Here is a 17,449-nt window from a genome sequence, read left to right as displayed (position 1 = left end):
AAATAGCTATGACTAGAACAGAGTAACTACCAACAATAAAACTTTGTCAAAGGTTAAATATTTGGTGGAAAAATCATCTACAAGACAAGAAATCGACTCGTAGTTTTCTGTTACGTTTGTTGGTTGCAGGTACTACTTTTGTAGTTAGTATTGCTGCTTTTTATAGCTATCAAGTTGTCCGTGAATTAATTCTGGATAATTTGAAAAAAAATGCTTTGTTGGAAATGCAGCGAGGAGCAGATAATATCGATCAATGGTTGGCTAGTAAAAAAATTGGGTAGTCCTACATAGTAATGGTTAACAAATTGTGGCATTATAGTGATGTATGAAATTCCAGATAGCTCCAATGTGATTACTTAATTTTTGAGAAAACCATCAGGTTTTTCGTACTAACCGTCCGATACGTTGTTGTCCCATGGTATTGTTAAACCTTTCTATATCGCTTGTTTTACCAGTCTCCTTGCCCACAGCTTGATGTCGCATTGATGGTAGTATGATCTCGTAAGCTTCCCCAAAATCACTGTAGCAGACTGCACATTGACCATAGAACCCTGGCAAACAGCGCCAAAGATTTTGAGCTGATTGTTGAGAGCGATCGCCAATATCTGCTCCCACAATTTCACGAGTTTCAACATCCATTGCTAACCAAATCCATTGTTGATTACTTTTTGCACCAACAAATCACCACATTTGATCCATTTGAATTGTCTGTTGGCCAATTTTTTGTGACTAACCTCAACCTGTGGAGGAACCAAGTCATACTTCTGGTGAAGGTAAATCTGCAACCAACTTTGTTGAAACACCCGTTATATCATGTTCCCCCTCCGGGGGAGCTACGCTAACGGTTGAATACTTATAAATAAATAAATGTTGTGAGTCCTCAGGAGTCAACCCACCCCTAACCCATCCCAGGAGGGGAACTCAGGAGTCAGGAGGAAATATTGGAGAAAAAGAGGAAATATTGGAGAAAAGTAAAGACAATTTCAGTATTTATTTGATACCGTCGGTACTGTCAGTCCTTAAATTTTATTTATAACTGACCCGTCCGAACATGATATTAATCAGAGCGATCGCTGCCAATGCTAATCTATAAGAGCAACATTTGATCAATCATGATTTTTGTTGCTTCATCCATAGGTCCTCGGGTAGGATTTTCTACAAACTGTCGCCCACAATGAGTACAACGGAAACGAGGTTTACCATCGTGGGTATGTCCATATTTAATGATTTTAGTAGACTGGCACTCAGGACAATTGCTCTCCACAAACTTAACTTGATTAACCTATTTGAATTATATTACCATTACGCGAGCAGGACTACCAAAAATTGAAGCATATACTAGCGCTAATACTCCTACTTTCCGAACCATAGACTGATATATGGTTAGACCTTTGAGTGAGTTTCTTTTAAAATAACTAATATTTAAGGGAAAAATATTTTTCTTTCCACCCGATTTGCGCGGTCTAGGTGTTCTGTAGCTACAAACTTTGACGATCTGATAAATTAGATCGAATATAGAACCCATTTGAGATCTATTTAAAAAGAGATGGGAAGGTGGGGGGTATTTTTCAACCTTTTTCCCATATTCCTTCCCTCCACCTCCTGACTCCTGACTCCTGTCAAAAAACTGAATCGCCAATAAAGATACCAAATGAGTTATATAAGCCTAAAGGTAACAAAATACTATGAAATTTTACATTGTAGATGTATTTGCTGAAACTAAATATGCTGGTAATCAACTGGCTGTATTTACAGGTTCTGAAGTTGAGAATCTTTCTGATAATGAAATGTTGCAAATTTCCAGAGAGATGAACTATTCAGAAACTACTTTTATTTTATCTTCAACACAACGAAATAATGGTTATGATGTGCGGATATTTACTCCTACTCAAGAATTACCTTTTGCTGGTCATCCAACATTAGGAACTGCCTATATTATTCAACGAGAAATTATTAAAAATTCGGTGGAACAAGTAATTTTAAATATGGGTGTAGGACAAATTGCTGTGAGTTGGAAAGGTGAAGTTTTATGGATGGCTCAGAATATGCCTACTTTTGCTCAAAAATATCAAATTGAATCTTTAGCAGAGATATTAAATTTAGAGGTGGGTGATATAGATATGAGGTTTCCTATTCAGGAAGTTTCCACAGGGATACCTTTTATCATTGTGCCTTTGAAAAATCTCAAAGCATTGAAGAAAGCTCAAGTAAATTTGGATAAATATTATCAGTTTATTCAGATAGCAAAAGCTACAGAAATTTTAATATTTTGCCCTGAGACATACAATAGTATTAATAATTTAAGTGTGAGAATGTTTGCACCATATTTAGGAATTACTGAAGACCCGGCAACGGGCAGTGCTAATGGTTGTTTAGCAGGATATTTAGCTGAGTATAATTATTTTGGTGAGGCAAAAGTTAATATTAGGGTCGAACAGGGATATGAAATTAATCGACCTTCTTTATTATTGTTACAAGCAGAGAAAAAAGTAGAAGGAATAGAAGTATTAGTTGGTGGTAAAGTTATCATGGTTGCTCAAGGAAAATTGGTTGCTTAAATAAGGAAGAAGAAAGAAGGAAAAAGTGGATGGGGACTTAAATCCTAACAAGCTTGTAAACACCCTGTAGACGGCGGGGTATTACAGCGGATTTATCAAGTAAATATTAAGAGGTTGAGTTTCTGGCTATACTGAGGTTTGGCGAGTTATCATCCTTTAGTTCCAAAATTCCTGAAAGCTAGGTGATGTAAGACTTTTAACTAAGTTGATCAACCAGCTCTTAAACCCAAAAGAAAAAGATAAATCATTTAATATTAAGTCCGGATAATTAGTGATGAAAAAACCTATGCTTTTACACAGGGTAAATATCTCTATTATCTCTACTGCGTACAAAGGTTGCATGAACGTCCCTACTCCCTTATTTATAAATATTCAAGGGGACATGATATCAGACTACTATAGGGGTTTTCATATTAATAAAATATGGTATTTTTTCTTTGTTTATTCTTCTCTCTTACCAAAAATTAAAAAGTTGTGTACCTCATCTATTTGAGAAATTATATATATTAGTTTAGAATCATTGGTGAGAGTTTTGTCTTCCCTACAACCAAAATATTGTAATATTCTTTTATGTAATATCATGTTAGGTATAACAGTTATAATACGGCTTCGTAGTTAGGCTTAAGCAATAAGATAAGTATTTAAAGGGCTAGAGCAAAACTACAGACAAAAATTTTATTAGAACTAATTATCTGATAGCGTAGCTCCCACGGAGGGGGCACATAATATAACTGGTTTAAATTATGAGTCAATGTTTAAATCCTGAATGTCTAAATCAAAATCCTTCTGATACAAAATTTTGTCAGCAATGTGGGTCAAAATTACTTTTAGCAGAACGTTATCGTGCCATTAAAATTATTGGTCAAGGTGGTTTTGGTAGAACTTTTCAAGCAGTAGATGAATTTAAACCATCTCAAGCTTTTTGTGTAATTAAGCAGTTTTTTCCTGAAGTTCAAGATAAACAAAATATGGAAAAAGCAGCAGAATTATTTGCTAAAGAAGCAGTGAGATTAGAAGCTTTAGGAAAACATCCTCAGATTCCTGAATTACTGGCATTTTTTACTCAAGATAATCGTCAATATTTAATTCAAGAATTTATTGAGGGGCAAAATTTACAGCAGGAGTTAGAAACAGTAGGGGCGTTTAATGAAACTCAGATTTGGGAGTTATTAAATGATTTATTGCCAGTATTAGAATTTATTCATTCTCAAAAGGTAATTCATCGGGATATTAAACCGGATAATATTATTAAGCAACCTATATCTTCCCAGAAAAAAGGTGAATTAGTATTAGTAGATTTTGGGGCAGCAAAGTTTGCAACTCGTACTGCTTTGGCGGTGACGGGAACAGTTATTGGTTCTGCTGGATATGCTGCGCCGGAACAAGCTATTGGGAAGTCAATTTTTGCTAGTGATATTTATAGTTTGGGTGTGACTTGTATTCATTTATTGACTCAAGTTGAACCGTTTGAATTGTTTGATGTAAGTGAAAATGATTGGGTATGGCGAGATTTTTTAATTTCTCCTATTAGCGATCCTTTGGGTAATATATTAGACCGGATGATTGTCGGAGCAACGAAGAAAAGGTTTCAGTCAGCGACAGAAATTATGGCATTGATTAAACCTAATGATGTTGATGTTTCACTACCTAAAAAACAGGTAAGTAATTTGGTAGACTCTTCATCTATTCTAGAAGTAAACTTAAATTCAGAAAGGGGAGTTGATTATAGTAAATTGTGTGATTTATTGGCTACTGGAAAATGGCGAGAAGCAGATATAGAAACAGCAAAGTTAATGTTAAAAATCACTAATAGAGAAAATAGAGATAAATTAAATATTAATTCAATTAATCATTTACCTTGCACTGATCTACGGACTATTAATCAACTTTGGGTAAAATATTCAAATGGTAAGTTTGGTTTTTCTGCACAAAAAGAGATTTGGGAAAATTTGCCTACTCAAACATTTTTTTTAACTTATGAAAAATTAGGCGATCGCTTGGGTTGGCATTCAATAATTGGTTGGACTAATCACGATAACTTAATATTTGATTTAGAAAAAGCACCCTATGGTCATTTACCCGCAATGTTTGCTATGAGTGGAAACTGGGTATGGTTTATGGAGTTAGAAAAGTTATTTTCTGCTATGGTAAAAAGACTTAATATTTGTCAAATATAGAGAGTTATGGGCAATTGAAAGTCAAAAGTCAGGCATCGAGTGCGCAATTAGTCGGTCTCTTTTCGGTCTGGAAATACTACGCAAACATCTGTTAAAAATGATAGTAAGGTCTGAGGTAACAGGCAACATTTAATAGCAGTGGTTTGAGAAATTTGACAGGAGAAAGAGCAGAAAATTTTTAATGTGGTCAATTAATCAGACTTAATATGATTACGACTTACGCATAACTACCACTTATGATAGGGGTGAACGGCCGTTCACTCGTAGAAATGGTGTATAATTTCATCTTGTGCGTAAGTCCTGTTGATATTATACTAAGGGTCAAAAAAGAATGTTACCAATAATAGGGGCAGTAAGGGCGTTAACGTAGTTGTGAGCTAGCTAATGGCCATTGGCTAACGTAGAAGCTCTCTAGTTTACATATTGTGGAGCAAAACGCCCCTACTTTATAAAAGATATCTCTTGGAGTAAAAAGATAAATTCAGACCTAAAAACTGCTATTAAAACCACTCATTCTGACTCCTTAGTTCCCCTCCTGGGAGGGGGAGGGGCGAGGGGTGGGTTGACTCCTAAGAAATATCCTATCTATTTGTAGCAAACATTTATCAAACTGGTATTATAGCACTACGCAAATAAGTTAGGAAATTTATAAATGCTCAAAGTCAGTCCGGGATTAATTCTGACTTCTAACTTCTAACTTCTGACTTACGCGTAGCGATATACCTGTTGCCTTTAAGAAAAAATGAATATATGTTTTAAATGCTCAAAAGCTTATAACTTTTGCAATTTATCAGAGGTAGTAAAGTTGTAAAAAATTGATAGGAACTACAGATTAAGAAATCGACTTTTTTTGAATTTGCTATAATCTTACTTCAGCTTAAGTTGTAACTAACCAAGAATTACTATTAATTTTTTCACTAATTTCTATCCGTTGTTGATGATAGTTATTCGCTTGTCTCTCTAGCCCTAGATTTTTATAAACTTTTTCGATTAAATCAAGAGTTTTTACTAAATCTTTACCATATTCAGCAAAAATACTTCTGCGAAATCCATCTTTTTCTTTCTGTTCATAAGTTGCCATTTTTTGAGGATATACATAGCTAGAATAATGATTTTTTTCTATTTTAGGAATATTATCTATTGTTAATGCTAACCGATCTAGAGAATCTTCCCAGAGTTTTTGCCGAATCTCTAAAGCAAGTTCTAAAAAGGCTTGAGCTTGGCGAGGTCTACTGATTAGAAAATATGCTTCTCCCATATTATGCAATGCAATTGATTCGTTGATTTTAATTGTCAATTTATCATTTTTTGCCGATTGAGCAAGCTTTTGAAAAATATTTAAAGATTTGCGAGAATACTCTAGGGATTGAGTTGATAATTCAGTTAAATTATAAATCGTGCTAATGTGATTAATTGTTTTGCCGATACCTACGATATCTTTGAATTTATTAAATATTATTAGAGCTTGTGAATAACACTTCAAAGCAGTAGTATACTCTTTTAAAAGATAATAAATTTCTCCTTTTTCATTATATATAGTGGCGATTTTTGCTTCGTTTCCTATTGTTTTTGCTAGTTCTAAGGCTAGTTCTAGGTATTTAAGGGCATTGGAATATTCTCCTATTTTACGGTGAACTAATCCAATTCTATAGACAATATTGAGTCTTGTTTCCTGGTTATTAATTAATCTAGTAATTTCTAAAGCTCTTTGAAAATTTTTTAATGCAGTTTCTAGTTGACCTATACTATAGAAGCGATCGCCTGTTTGAAATAGATATTTCAATTCATTTTGATGGCTAGTATAAGATTTCATAATATTGCTCCCTGACAATACTGAACTTTTGGCGTTGGTAATTGGTAAAATGATTTTTTACTAGGGGTGAGACCCATCACTTACTTTGGTAAAATATATTAGAGGTATCAGAAACAGACTACTCTTAAAGTTTCATCTCTTGATTGACCAACGCCGAACTTTTTGATTAATGCACGGATAGATTATATACTAGCATAAGTAATAGTATTGCCAACTAATCTGATAATTTATTTTCACGCATAATGACAAGGAAATCTTAAATAAAAGGGCAAAATATAGGTATTGTAGATTACAGATTTTTCACCACAACTTTCCCAAATTTCAAGTTTTTCTTGACGATACTTCTCTGCTTTTTGCTGTTGACCTATATGGCAATAAACTTTCTCGATTAAATTCATAGTATTGGCTAATTCTGCTCTATATTGGGAGATAATACTTTGACTGAAGCAAATTTTTTCTTGTTGGAGTAGTTGGTTTGTTTGAGATAATTTTTTGCTATTAAGATAATTATTGTGGAGAATATTTTTATCTAAAGAATCTGTAGTTTGACTAAATTTATTCAAAGTTACTTTGCAAATTTTCTGACGAATAGCTAAAGTAAGTTCTAGGATTTCTTTTGCTTGGGTATATCGACCGATCCATAAGTAAGCTTCTCCTATATTATAAAGAGCTGTAGCAATGTTAGTTTGGCAAGCTAATTTATCTAATTCTGATTTTCTTTCAAGTTTATGGAAAATTTCTAGAGATTTTTGACAACAGTTAAGAGTTTGTTCAAATAACCCTAGTAAATTGTATATTTCGCCTAAGTGATTAAGAATTATACCCATTCCTAATAAATTACAAAAATCTTGGGCAATTTCTAAAGCTTGAGCATAGTATCTTAAGGCAGAAGTATATTCTATAGACAAACAATAAGTTTCGCCAATATCATTCAAAATCATTACAACTCGATTTTGGTCGCCAATTTCTTGAGCAAGTTGCAAGGCTAAATTGAGATATTTTAAGGCACAATCATATTTTTCCAGACGACGATAAACTAATCCAATACGGTTTAAAATATTTATTTGTTGCTCAGATGTGAGCACAATTTTTAACGCTTCCTGAAAAGTATTTAATGCAGTTTCAAATTGTCCCAGATCGAATAAGCGATCGCCTGTTTGAGATAGTTGTTTTAATTCTGCGGAATAGATAGCAGTGGACACGATAAGTAGTTCCTCCAGAACAATACTGGTAATTTTCCGGTTGTAAACTACTCTATTTCTCAAAGTTGGCAGGTTATGCAGAAATTTGCACTACATTGTGGAGATAAAATGTAGTACAAAAATAATTGTTACTTATTGTATCATGTGCCCCCTCCGGGGAGCTATACTAGCGGATAATTACTTATAATAAAGTTTTTGTTCGTAGTTTTGCTCTAGCCCTTACAATACTTAGGAGTCATGTAAAAATAATTTGTACAAATTTTATCTGGGATCAACTGTGAAATTAGCTTCCATCAAAAAAACTGTAATGGTTATTGTTACACTAGTCCTTAGTATTATTGCTTAAGCCCAACTACGAGCCTAATTATAACTGTATATTAGTAGTCAGTATAGGATGCTAAACCCTTAAATATTTAGTTAGTATTGCTAAAAACTTTACTATTCCCTATGACCCATCAGTTTAAATTGGATCTATGTGCAATTAAACGGATTAATAGATAATAAATATCTAAAAAAAATGCTATGGGTTGATACATTTAAGTTGTCTATCCGAAGGTTTCCTCACCTAAAAATTTGTAGCAAACTTTTTCTCAGTTAGAATAACTCAATATTTATTTGCCCACTCAATTTCGTCAACAACTTTTATGTTTTTCTTTATAGGTTTAATACTCCACCGTCCATAATTGGTTGGGGATAGTCTTCGACCTGCCACTTCGTGTCTACAAATCCCATCCACTTTTTCCTTCTTCAAAATGATTTAGCATTATTGTTGCAAAATTTGATAACGCCAAACCGATCAAAATCATGGATTAAATTCAAAAGGAGGAAAAGTCTCCTGATTTTCTGGTGTCAAATAAACTGTAGCAATAAACTTCTCATTCCAACCTCCTACAACATTAGTAAATATATAAAAATCATCCTCATTGGAATTTAATTTCTGTTCAACTAAAATTCCCGTTGCATCACTAACCCGCAATTTTATTTTTTCCGGTAAACCCATCCCTGTAGGCGTACTTAATATTAATAGCAACATCCATTCTAATGTTGAATCTGAGACTAAAGACCAAGTTAAAGCATACAATCTTAAAGGAATTCCAGCTAATAATAAATCGTGATAAGCAACCCTAGCATGAGGAGGAATATATACACCATTTTTGGGCAACTCTCTGATAATTCCAGCAATTTCTTCTGTAGGAGAAGATATTCCTCTCATGGGAGATAGTGCCGATAATTCTGGCAATAAAACCCAGGATAATTCATTGGCAAAATCATCTAATTCATTCTTTAACCAACGCCCCACATTAATTGTAGGTTCAGTCAAGATACTAAGTAAATCTGGTAAATATTTACTCAGACTACTTAAAGAATTTTCTGAATTTTCTGTAATTTCTACTAAATTATTCGGAATATTCCCCTCCTCTATATCTATTTGCAATTGCCAATTATATATCCAATTTAATAACTCAGAATTAGTTAGGATAGTTTTTCCCTGTTCCCAGTTAAAAGATTCCCATAAATTTTGTGCGGATAGCTGAGGTAATAATTTTGTTAATTCAGCTTTAGCTGCAGCTAAATTATTTGACTTAGGTTGTACCTCTGGCAAGGCAATTCCTGCTATATCCAAACAACGAAGATAAAGTAATAAATTATCTATTTCTGTATCAAACCAACTCCAGGGAATTTGATAATTCCAATCTTCATCTGGCAGTAGATTAAGCTGTGTTTTATTGCCCATTAAATCTGCATAAGAAATAAAACTATTAATCACAACTTTTTCTAGTTCTTCTTGTACTTCCACAACTACATATAAATGATGGGAGAACTCTGGTAAATCTACTACTGCTCTTGGTAAACTAACTTCTTCATTTATAAAACTACCTTGAGTAATGATACAAACTTGAAATTGATTAATATTAAGATGACAAACGGCTGGAATTGAGTTAGAAAGAACTGGATTAAAAATAGAAGCATCAGCTAAATTAACTGTTAAATTATCTGTACCTCGTTCTTCTAACCATTGTTCAAATCCAAACAAAGCTAACCCATTCAAATAAGTTTGCCATTGTCGTGATTCGTTAGGAATTTGATTGCTAATTTGGATGGCTTGGTCAACTTTTTCTAATGATAAATGAATAGATTCTGTTGCAATACCCTGAAATTCTAGCAAATCTTCTAATTGATTCGTTAATTCATTTTTCATTTAAAGTTTTCCTTGATAATAAGTTTTATGATAAATTACAATAATTGAATTTATCTATATGCTTACAAACTCTTTGAGCAAATAAATTTTCTTTAGAACTAGACTGAGAATTATAACCCTCTGATTCTACTTCTTTAAAGACTATATTTATTTGTTCATCTAGAGCTATTTCTATTTTTTTATCTATAGTTTTTAGATGTTTTGGATCTGCATAATCTTGAGCAATTTCTAAGATACGACCCCGCAAACTAATTAATAATTCCTGTTTAATATCAGCCCGAAAAGATTTTAATTTTAGTAAGCGAGTTACTTGATATTGCGCTTTCAAGCCAACATTTTGAGCAATTTCTGTCATTGATTTTCCCTGACAATGATATAGATGTAACCCTTGGATAAATTGTTCCATTTTTTTGTTTTTTCTTTTCTTTAGTAATTGTATCCAAGAATCTGTTACTTTAGCTATAGCATCATCTAAACTTAAAAGAAATTGCTTTCTATAATTGCTCAAAAATTCATTCTGTTCATCCATTGAATCAGCTTCTTGAACAATACAAATCTGATTAGCTAAAGATTTATGGTTAGAAGTATCTAATGGTATTGTTGGTAGAGAACCACTTCTCACAGAAATTCGATATTCTCGTATTTGAGAAGCCAGGTCTTGCAATTTAGTCAATACTTGCTTTGGAGAAATATTTTTACCAGTTTTAGTTTTGATTAATTGAGCAATTTGTTCTAATTGTTCTGTAGTTGGTGGCAAACATTTTCTCCCTGCTCTTGATAAACTTTTTTGGCGACGTTGCGCCCGATAAATAGCATGATAACTTGATAAAATATCTATACTTTCCCGAGTTTCAAAAGCAGTAAAATTATAAAATACTGAGAAAATTTTCTCTAGTTGTTTAGGAGGAGTATCATTCAGAATTGCCCAATCACTAATTAAATAGACTCCACATTCCAGTAAGAAACTATTAAGTTCAGGATGCTGTTTAACTTTTCTAGTTGTCCAGGTAGCTAAATTGCTTTGATTTGGGTCGAAATTTTGGAGAATTTCTTGAGCAAAAGAACAAGAAGAAGTTTTATTTTTTTGACTAGAGATTCTGCCATCATCAGTCAAAACATAAGGGAATAAATTTTCCCTAGTAAAGCCATGATTTGTACCAAAATTTGCGGCTAATTGTTGACAAACACCGTCAATTTGCCAAGATATAAAACAGAGAAGACAGCGTTCTGCTAATAAAGAATTTCTCTCTAAATTAGTATCTGAATTATCTTGCACCAATGCTAAAAGTTGACGCTGAATATTAATGTCCGAAATTTCACTATCTGTTATATATTCTGGAAAATTTGAGGTAAAAAATTGTTTTGCCTCTGTAATTTCCAGGATTTGACGAGACCCGGAACTATTAATCTTAATCTGTCTCCAGTATTTAGAAGCAGTAACCATTTACTTTTAGATTTGAGATCAATAAAAATGAACAATTATCCAGATATATTAGCTTATAGCAGAAGAAAGAAGGAAGAAGGAAAAGTATTACGTTGTCTTAGTTTTAAGCTCTCGATCTTTCCTAACCTTTGCTTCGACTACTATCAAACATTAACCCGTAAGATATTCAATCCACAATGCTGATTATTGTTAATTGTATAATCATTTTTCCTGGTCAAAAGTTTGCTCTAATATCAGGATATTTATCCCTTCAATTGGAATATATTTCTATATTCCTAGAGGTTATGCAATATTTATTGAGGAAAGAAGGAAGAAGTGAAGAGGCAAAAAGGAAGAAGGAAATGCTTTTTTCGCTTCAATACTTTTGACTTTTGACTTTTGACTTTTGACTTCCGCGTAGCTGCACTAAACTATAACTTGGTTAGAATTAGCTGTAGTAGTAATCATATATTCCACTTGTTCGGGAGTTAAAAAAGGATTAGCACTCAAAACTAAAGCAGCTACACCAGCAACATGAGGAGCAGCAAATGATGTACCACTTTGATTTCCAAAATCATTATTAGGAAGAGTCGAATAAATATTTTCTCCAGGAGCAACAACATAATTTAGTGTTGTTGACCCAGCACGGTTAGAAAAGTCACTAATTCTGCCTGTAATATCTGTTGACCCAACAGGAATTCCCCATTGTTGTAGATTATTAGCTGGATATTCAGGAAAACTACTACCGTCATTACCTGCTGCCATAACTACCACAACTCCTCTTTCTGTTGCGTAACGGATGGCATCATCTACTACAGGAGAATAAAAATCTCTCCCAAAACTCATGTTAATCACATGGGCACCATTATTAACTGCATAGTAAATGCCAGCAGCAGCATCATCAGGTAGAATTGTCTCAAAATTTCCTACCTTAACAGGCATAATTTTAGCATTAGGAGCAATTCCTGTAATTCCTAAGCCATTCTGTTGAGCAGCGATCGTACCTGCAATATGAGTACCGTGACCAAAAAAGTCCATCGGGTCATTATCATTATTGATAATATCCCATCCCCTAAAATCATCTACATATCCATTACCATCATCATCAAAACCATTGTTAGGAATTTCATTGATGTTAGTCCAGATATTACTTGCTAAATCAAAGTGATTGTAGTCTACCCCACTATCTATCACTGCTACTATAATACCTTGCCCGGTATAACCTTGATTCCAGACTTCGGGAGCATTAATTGTTTCGACATTCCAATTATTAAAATCAAAACCTTCAGGAATTGGTGCGTTGATAGTTTGAGCAACTGCTGCATTTGCATCAATTAAACCATATCCATAGATACTATTAAAACCATCAGAATTCAATGAAAGTCCAGAATTAAATGAAGGTGTTGCTGACAGACTCAGATTATAATTTGTATCTCCACTGTATTGACTTACTTTAACGTAATAAGTACCGGGGTTTAAATTAGACACATTAATTTCTTCGGAAGCGCTGCCAAAAGCAAGGGAAGAATCAATTATTTCTCCAAAACCATCGTTATTTTTGTCTTCGAGCAAGTCTACATCAGCATCTGCACTTAAACCAGATAAAAATAAGTTAAAGTCACTGGTTGTATTCAAATGGAAACGATAATAGTCTACGGAGTCGAAGTCACCTACAAAATCATTCCAAATTTGATTGGTATTCAAAACCCCAATATCGCGAGCGTTTATCAAGGTGTCATCTGACTGTGGGAAAAGGTTTATTTGACTTGCTATTCTTTCAGGGTTAATTAATTCACCAGTTAGTATATTTGTTTCGGAATGGTTTTCGATAACTTCAGTGTGAGATTTTAGGTAAGGGGTAATATTACTGTTTATTTGTGAGGGGAAATTTATTTCATCTGTCACAATTTGCTGTTCTGTTAAGATATTATTAACAGGTAAAATTGCTTGTTCATAACTATTTAACTGTTCGGGTATAATAGAAATGTTATTCGCACCAATAACTGGAAGAAGATTATCGACAGAATTTTCAGGATAGTTTGAAGGAAACATAGTTTTTTGGGGTAGATTGTACAGATATTTTTATGTCTATAGCAGGGAACAGGGAACAGGAAACAAGGAACAGGAGGAAAAATATTTCCCTGTCTGAACTTCATCATCAGCATAAGTCCTAAGCAACTTGTTACTTTGAGATATAACAGTCGCCATTACTGTATTTGACTTATGAAATAGCTCAAACAGCAGGATATTACTAATCAAGCTTTTTTTTCTTACTTCCTTCTTCCCTTTCTCTTCTTCTATATGAATATATGAAAGGAAACCTCAACCTCTGTCAAATCAACATATATCTGATTGATTAGAGGTTATGCACAAAAAAACTCGGTTAATTTCAGTAACCGGGTTTCTAATTTATAGATATTAATACTTAAGCATTACAACGTATTTTAGTCATTGCGACTGACAGGGTTTGCGGAGCATTTCGGGACGGAAAGCAATCTCAAATCTTAGTTTTTCGTACCTCATGGGTAAGTCAGTCGTTATTACTGCATTTAACTTATGAAATAGTTCAAACAGCAGGATATTATGAATCTAGCTTTCTTCTTCTTTATTCCCTCCTGACTCCTAAGTAATTTACAGCACTTTTGAGGATAGTGAGGTACAGTTATAAGACTATTTATTTCTATATTCCCTGTTCCCTGTTCCCTGTTCCCTATTCCCTGTTCCCTAGAGCAATAAACTTTGTAACTCATCAACTAGATAACTGCTGTAAGATTAATACCATACACTAATCCAGCAACGCCTAAAATCCATTTCCCATCAAGATAAATGATGACCAATAGTAAGGATTATTTGCTTCTTTATCCTTTCCAGTAATCATATTTATTTGAGCTTCCCGCAATGCTTCTGTTTTGCTTTTTCCTTCTTGTAAAACTGTGTAAAAAGTATTCATTAATTGAGCGGAATCATCATTAACTCGCCACAAGGAGGTAACTATTGCTTCAACTCCGGCATTTTGCATCTGATAACCAAAACCGACTATTTCTTCTCCATTACCTATTTGTCCACCAATGTTAGTTTCAGCAGCACTTAATACGACTAAATCTACATTGGGTAATGACCAACTTTCCATATCGCGCAGAGTAACACGATCGCCATCTCCAAATAATATAAAAGAGTCTTCTGGTTTCCCATTTCCTGTTTCTCCATTTAACAAGACAACGGGGGTATCTAAATGTACAATATTGTAGTCATTAAAACTACTAATTGTTGTTTCAGAACTAAATTCGCTGTTAACAAGTTTACGAGAGCCAGGAATTGTTTCTGTTAAATTTTCTACTAATTTTACTGTTGTTGGTGTTAATTCAACTTGGCGAGTTCCTACCTGAACTTTATAATTACCTTCGGTTAAAGCTGCTGCTAATACACGGGGTTGATTTTTCGGTTGAGTCTCAAAATTAGTTAGACTAGCTGCAATTATATTATTCACACCAAAACTTTCTACTAACCATTTTTCTCCGTCATAAAGTGCTGCTAAAGGAAGATAACGTAATTGATTGTCTGGTGCATAAATAATAGTATTGGCATTTGCTTTAATTAACTCATCTTCTATTGGTTTGATTAACCAATTATAGAGTTTTTCCGCAGAATCTTTGACATCTCCAACCGGAGTCAAAATTGTTAGCCGAAACTCAGCGATCGCCCCTTCAATTTCTTCTGCTTTTACTTCTACAGTTTTGTGTATAGGGTCGCCTTCTGCTTTGATTAATACTAATTCTAATTTATCTGCCAAAATTAACGGATAAAATAGCACTGTTCCAGGTAATTTTTGTAATTTTGCCTGCAAATTCTTAAATTCTGGAAAATCCGCTTTTAAGTTATTTTTGTCAATCTCTCGTTCTAAAATATCTGTTGTATCTTCAGTCATAATTTTTTCTTCAGCAGCTAATAGTTTAACTCCGGTTGCTGTTGCTTCATTCCCCTTAATATTCCCTAGATAATTATCTAATTCTTGAATTTTCAACAAATCTAATACTTGTTGAGCTTCCATAATACGTTCTTCTTGTAATAATAAACCTGCTAAATTTCGATAAATTTCTTCAGGCTTTTCTAAAAAACTTTTCTCACTTTCCTGACTTCGTATAGTTTCATTCAAATTAACAGCTTGCTTATAAAAAACCACTGCCAATTCTGGTTTTTCCTGAACTACCAATATAGTGCCTAACTGCTCATAAATTTTACCCTCCTTAACCCTTTCCTCACTCTCTTTATATATTGCCAATGCTTGTACTAAATTTTCTAAAGCTTGAGGATATTGTCTGAGCTGAAACATAGAATCTCCTATTCCTTCATAAGCCACAGCAACAGCATTTTTATCCTCCTTATCTGGTAAATTATTCAAAGCAAGTTTATGATAATTCAGAGCAATAGAATAATCGCCAGAACTATAATAAGCTTCACCCAAAGCATTAAAATTGGCAGCAATAACCGACTTTTCTCCTACTTCTTTATTTACAGGCAAAGCCTTTAGTAAAACTTGCTTGGCTTTATCATTTTCACCCAAACGGTTATAAACTTTCCCTAAACCAACAGTTGTTTTACCTTCCCCCGCCTTATCTTCTGCTTCCTGATAAAAAGCTAAACTTTGTTCATAAATTGATTGTGCTTTAGTATTTTCTCCTATCTCATAATAAGCATCACCCAAATAACTCAAAGCCTCTAATTGAGCAGTCTTATCCTCCGCAACTTTAGCAGCTTCTAACCCTTTTTCATAAACCTCTAATGCTTTATCTTCTTCTCCTTGCTTTTCATAAAGTTTCCCCATAAAACCATAAATTCGCCCCACACTTCTTTGGTCGCCAATACCTTCTAACATCGCCACAGCTTGCTGAAAATATTTAAGAGCTTCAGAATCTTCACCCTTTTCCCGATAGACAAAACCTATATTATTTAATAACCGACCAACTCCAGCATTATCATTAATTTCTCTACGCACAGTTAAAGCTTTTTGATATGTTTCCAAAGCTTTGTCATAATTACCCATCCGAAAGTAGACCACCCCCATATTATTGAGAGTACGTCCTCTATTTCGGCGATCGCCCACTTCTTCGCGAATGGTCAGCGCCTGTTCATAAAATTCAAGTGCTTGGTCAAGTTGTCCTTGACTGGCCTTAACCGCAGCAATATTATGTAATGACTCTCCTTCATTAGGTCGGTCCTTCACAGCTTGAGAAATATCTAAAGCCTCTTGATGTAGATTTAACGCTTGGGAAAATTCCCTCTGTCGTTGATAGGTAAAACCAATCAGGTTAAGAGTTTCCGATACCCCTGGGCGGTCGTTTATTTTTCGGCGAATAGTTAAAGCTTGTTGCAAAACATCTAAAGCTTGGGTATATTCCCTTTGGTTAACATAAACATTCCCCATATTATTCAGGGTTTGGGCAATTCCGGCCTGGTCCCCCAGCTCCTTACGAATTGCTAAAACTTTTTCGTAGTTTTCGAGGGCCTCATCAAACTTTCCTGTCCGAAATTGTTCCACACCTGTTTCAAATAACTTATCTGCTTCAGCCTTGGAGGCAGAAGATTCTGGGGAAGTTTCCACTTCGGGAGTTTGGGCCAAAATATTCGGGATATTTGCGATGGTAGGTACTGGGAAAAGAATAATAGCGATCGCGCTCAAGTAACTAAGGTAGAGATAGGAATTCTTCACTGTAGGAGTCCTCTAAAAAAGTCAAAAGTCAAAAGTCATGCATCGAGTGCGTAATTCTGAGGAAACCTCAGAATGTAAGACGCACTCAAGACAGTCAATCATTTTTGATTTGTAATTGTTTTAGGATTTTGTAACTGGTCAGTTATTTCCGCCATCCTGCACTAGTTAAAGACCATACAAACTTAATATGGCCATTTAGCATTATGGGTCTCACCCTATATGCTCTTAAAAGATATTTTGTACTATTTTGTCTCTCTTAGATTCTTGTTATGAGAAACTTTTGTTTACTAGGGAGTTGATTTCGGATGAGTAGGACTTAATACTATTTAAAAAAAAATTTTCAGTGTAAAATAAAAACTAATAAATTAT

11 protein-coding genes and 1 pseudogene are annotated in these 17,449 nt (G+C 34.1%); 3 read left to right on the top strand and 9 right to left on the bottom strand.

Going from position 1 to position 17,449, the window contains the following annotated elements; all coding sequences use genetic code 11:
* Positions 1–119 precede the first annotated feature (119 nt).
* Positions 120–281 carry a hypothetical protein gene (locus tag F6K06_RS06585; RefSeq protein ID WP_161564662.1) on the top strand — a complete coding sequence of 54 codons (162 nt, stop codon included), beginning with the start codon at positions 120–122 and terminating at the stop codon, positions 279–281.
* A gap of 16 nt (positions 282–297) precedes the next feature.
* Here the strand turns inward: F6K06_RS06585 and F6K06_RS06580 are convergent.
* From F6K06_RS06580 to F6K06_RS06570, 3 genes and pseudogenes are all read right to left on the bottom strand, one after another.
* Positions 298–810: pseudogene (locus F6K06_RS06580) on the bottom strand (IS1 family transposase); the annotation flags it as partial.
* A 277-nt stretch (positions 811–1,087) separates the two neighbouring features.
* Positions 1,088–1,264 (bottom strand): IS1 family transposase, encoded by a 177-nt coding sequence (locus F6K06_RS06575; protein WP_124146686.1) that lies wholly within the window; start codon positions 1,262–1,264, stop codon positions 1,088–1,090.
* Between the two features lie 27 nt (positions 1,265–1,291).
* On the bottom strand, positions 1,292–1,639 hold the full coding sequence (locus tag F6K06_RS06570) for a hypothetical protein (protein ID WP_287323193.1): 348 nt from the start codon (positions 1,637–1,639) through the stop codon (positions 1,292–1,294).
* A gap of 46 nt (positions 1,640–1,685) precedes the next feature.
* On the opposite strand from F6K06_RS06570, the gene F6K06_RS06565 reads away from it, so the two are divergent.
* Both F6K06_RS06565 and F6K06_RS06560 read left to right on the top strand, forming a co-directional pair.
* Positions 1,686–2,558: a PhzF family phenazine biosynthesis protein gene (locus F6K06_RS06565; RefSeq protein ID WP_124146687.1), complete on the top strand. Its 873-nt coding sequence runs from the start codon at positions 1,686–1,688 to the stop codon at positions 2,556–2,558.
* A gap of 743 nt (positions 2,559–3,301) precedes the next feature.
* On the top strand, positions 3,302–4,735 hold the full coding sequence (locus F6K06_RS06560) for a GUN4 domain-containing protein (protein WP_124146688.1): 1,434 nt from the start codon (positions 3,302–3,304) through the stop codon (positions 4,733–4,735).
* Positions 4,736–5,612: 877 nt separating this feature from the next.
* On the opposite strand, the gene F6K06_RS06555 is transcribed toward F6K06_RS06560, so the two are convergent.
* The 6 genes from F6K06_RS06555 to F6K06_RS06530 all read right to left on the bottom strand — a co-directional run bounded on the left by F6K06_RS06555 (position 5,613) and on the right by F6K06_RS06530 (position 17,080).
* Complete coding sequence (locus tag F6K06_RS06555) at positions 5,613–6,548, bottom strand: tetratricopeptide repeat protein (RefSeq protein ID WP_124146689.1); 936 nt, start codon at positions 6,546–6,548, stop codon at positions 5,613–5,615.
* A gap of 233 nt (positions 6,549–6,781) precedes the next feature.
* Positions 6,782–7,750, bottom strand: coding sequence for a tetratricopeptide repeat protein (locus F6K06_RS06550; protein WP_124146690.1), 969 nt, complete (start codon positions 7,748–7,750; stop codon positions 6,782–6,784).
* A gap of 802 nt (positions 7,751–8,552) precedes the next feature.
* Complete coding sequence (locus F6K06_RS06545) at positions 8,553–9,950, bottom strand: DUF1822 family protein (RefSeq protein WP_287238655.1); 1,398 nt, start codon at positions 9,948–9,950, stop codon at positions 8,553–8,555.
* A 25-nt stretch (positions 9,951–9,975) separates the two neighbouring features.
* On the bottom strand, positions 9,976–11,394 hold the full coding sequence (locus tag F6K06_RS06540) for a hypothetical protein (RefSeq protein WP_124146692.1): 1,419 nt from the start codon (positions 11,392–11,394) through the stop codon (positions 9,976–9,978).
* Between the two features lie 405 nt (positions 11,395–11,799).
* A complete protein-coding gene (locus F6K06_RS06535) occupies positions 11,800–13,425 on the bottom strand; it encodes a S8 family serine peptidase (protein WP_124146693.1) in 1,626 nt (541 codons plus the stop codon).
* Positions 13,426–14,173: 748 nt separating this feature from the next.
* Positions 14,174–17,080, bottom strand: a complete 2,907-nt coding sequence (locus F6K06_RS06530; RefSeq protein WP_287238650.1) for a tetratricopeptide repeat protein — start codon at positions 17,078–17,080, stop codon at positions 14,174–14,176.
* Positions 17,081–17,449 lie beyond the last annotated feature (369 nt).

It is taken from the genome of Okeania sp. SIO1H4 (assembly GCF_010672695.1).
GTDB classification, from domain to species: Bacteria; Cyanobacteriota; Cyanobacteriia; order Cyanobacteriales; family Microcoleaceae; genus Okeania; species Okeania hirsuta.
This window is presented reverse-complemented; position numbering and strand designations above follow the sequence as displayed.

Coding starts and splice junctions, on each gene's coding strand:
- F6K06_RS06565 (WP_124146687.1), top strand. CDS start 1,686: ATGAAATTTTACATTGTAGATGTATTTGCTGAAACTAAATATGCTGGT.
- F6K06_RS06560 (WP_124146688.1), top strand. CDS start 3,302: ATGAGTCAATGTTTAAATCCTGAATGTCTAAATCAAAATCCTTCTGAT.
- F6K06_RS06555 (WP_124146689.1), bottom strand. CDS start 6,548: ATGAAATCTTATACTAGCCATCAAAATGAATTGAAATATCTATTTCAA.
- F6K06_RS06545 (WP_287238655.1), bottom strand. CDS start 9,950: ATGAAAAATGAATTAACGAATCAATTAGAAGATTTGCTAGAATTTCAG.
- F6K06_RS06540 (WP_124146692.1), bottom strand. CDS start 11,394: ATGGTTACTGCTTCTAAATACTGGAGACAGATTAAGATTAATAGTTCC.
- F6K06_RS06535 (WP_124146693.1), bottom strand. CDS start 13,425: ATGTTTCCTTCAAACTATCCTGAAAATTCTGTCGATAATCTTCTTCCA.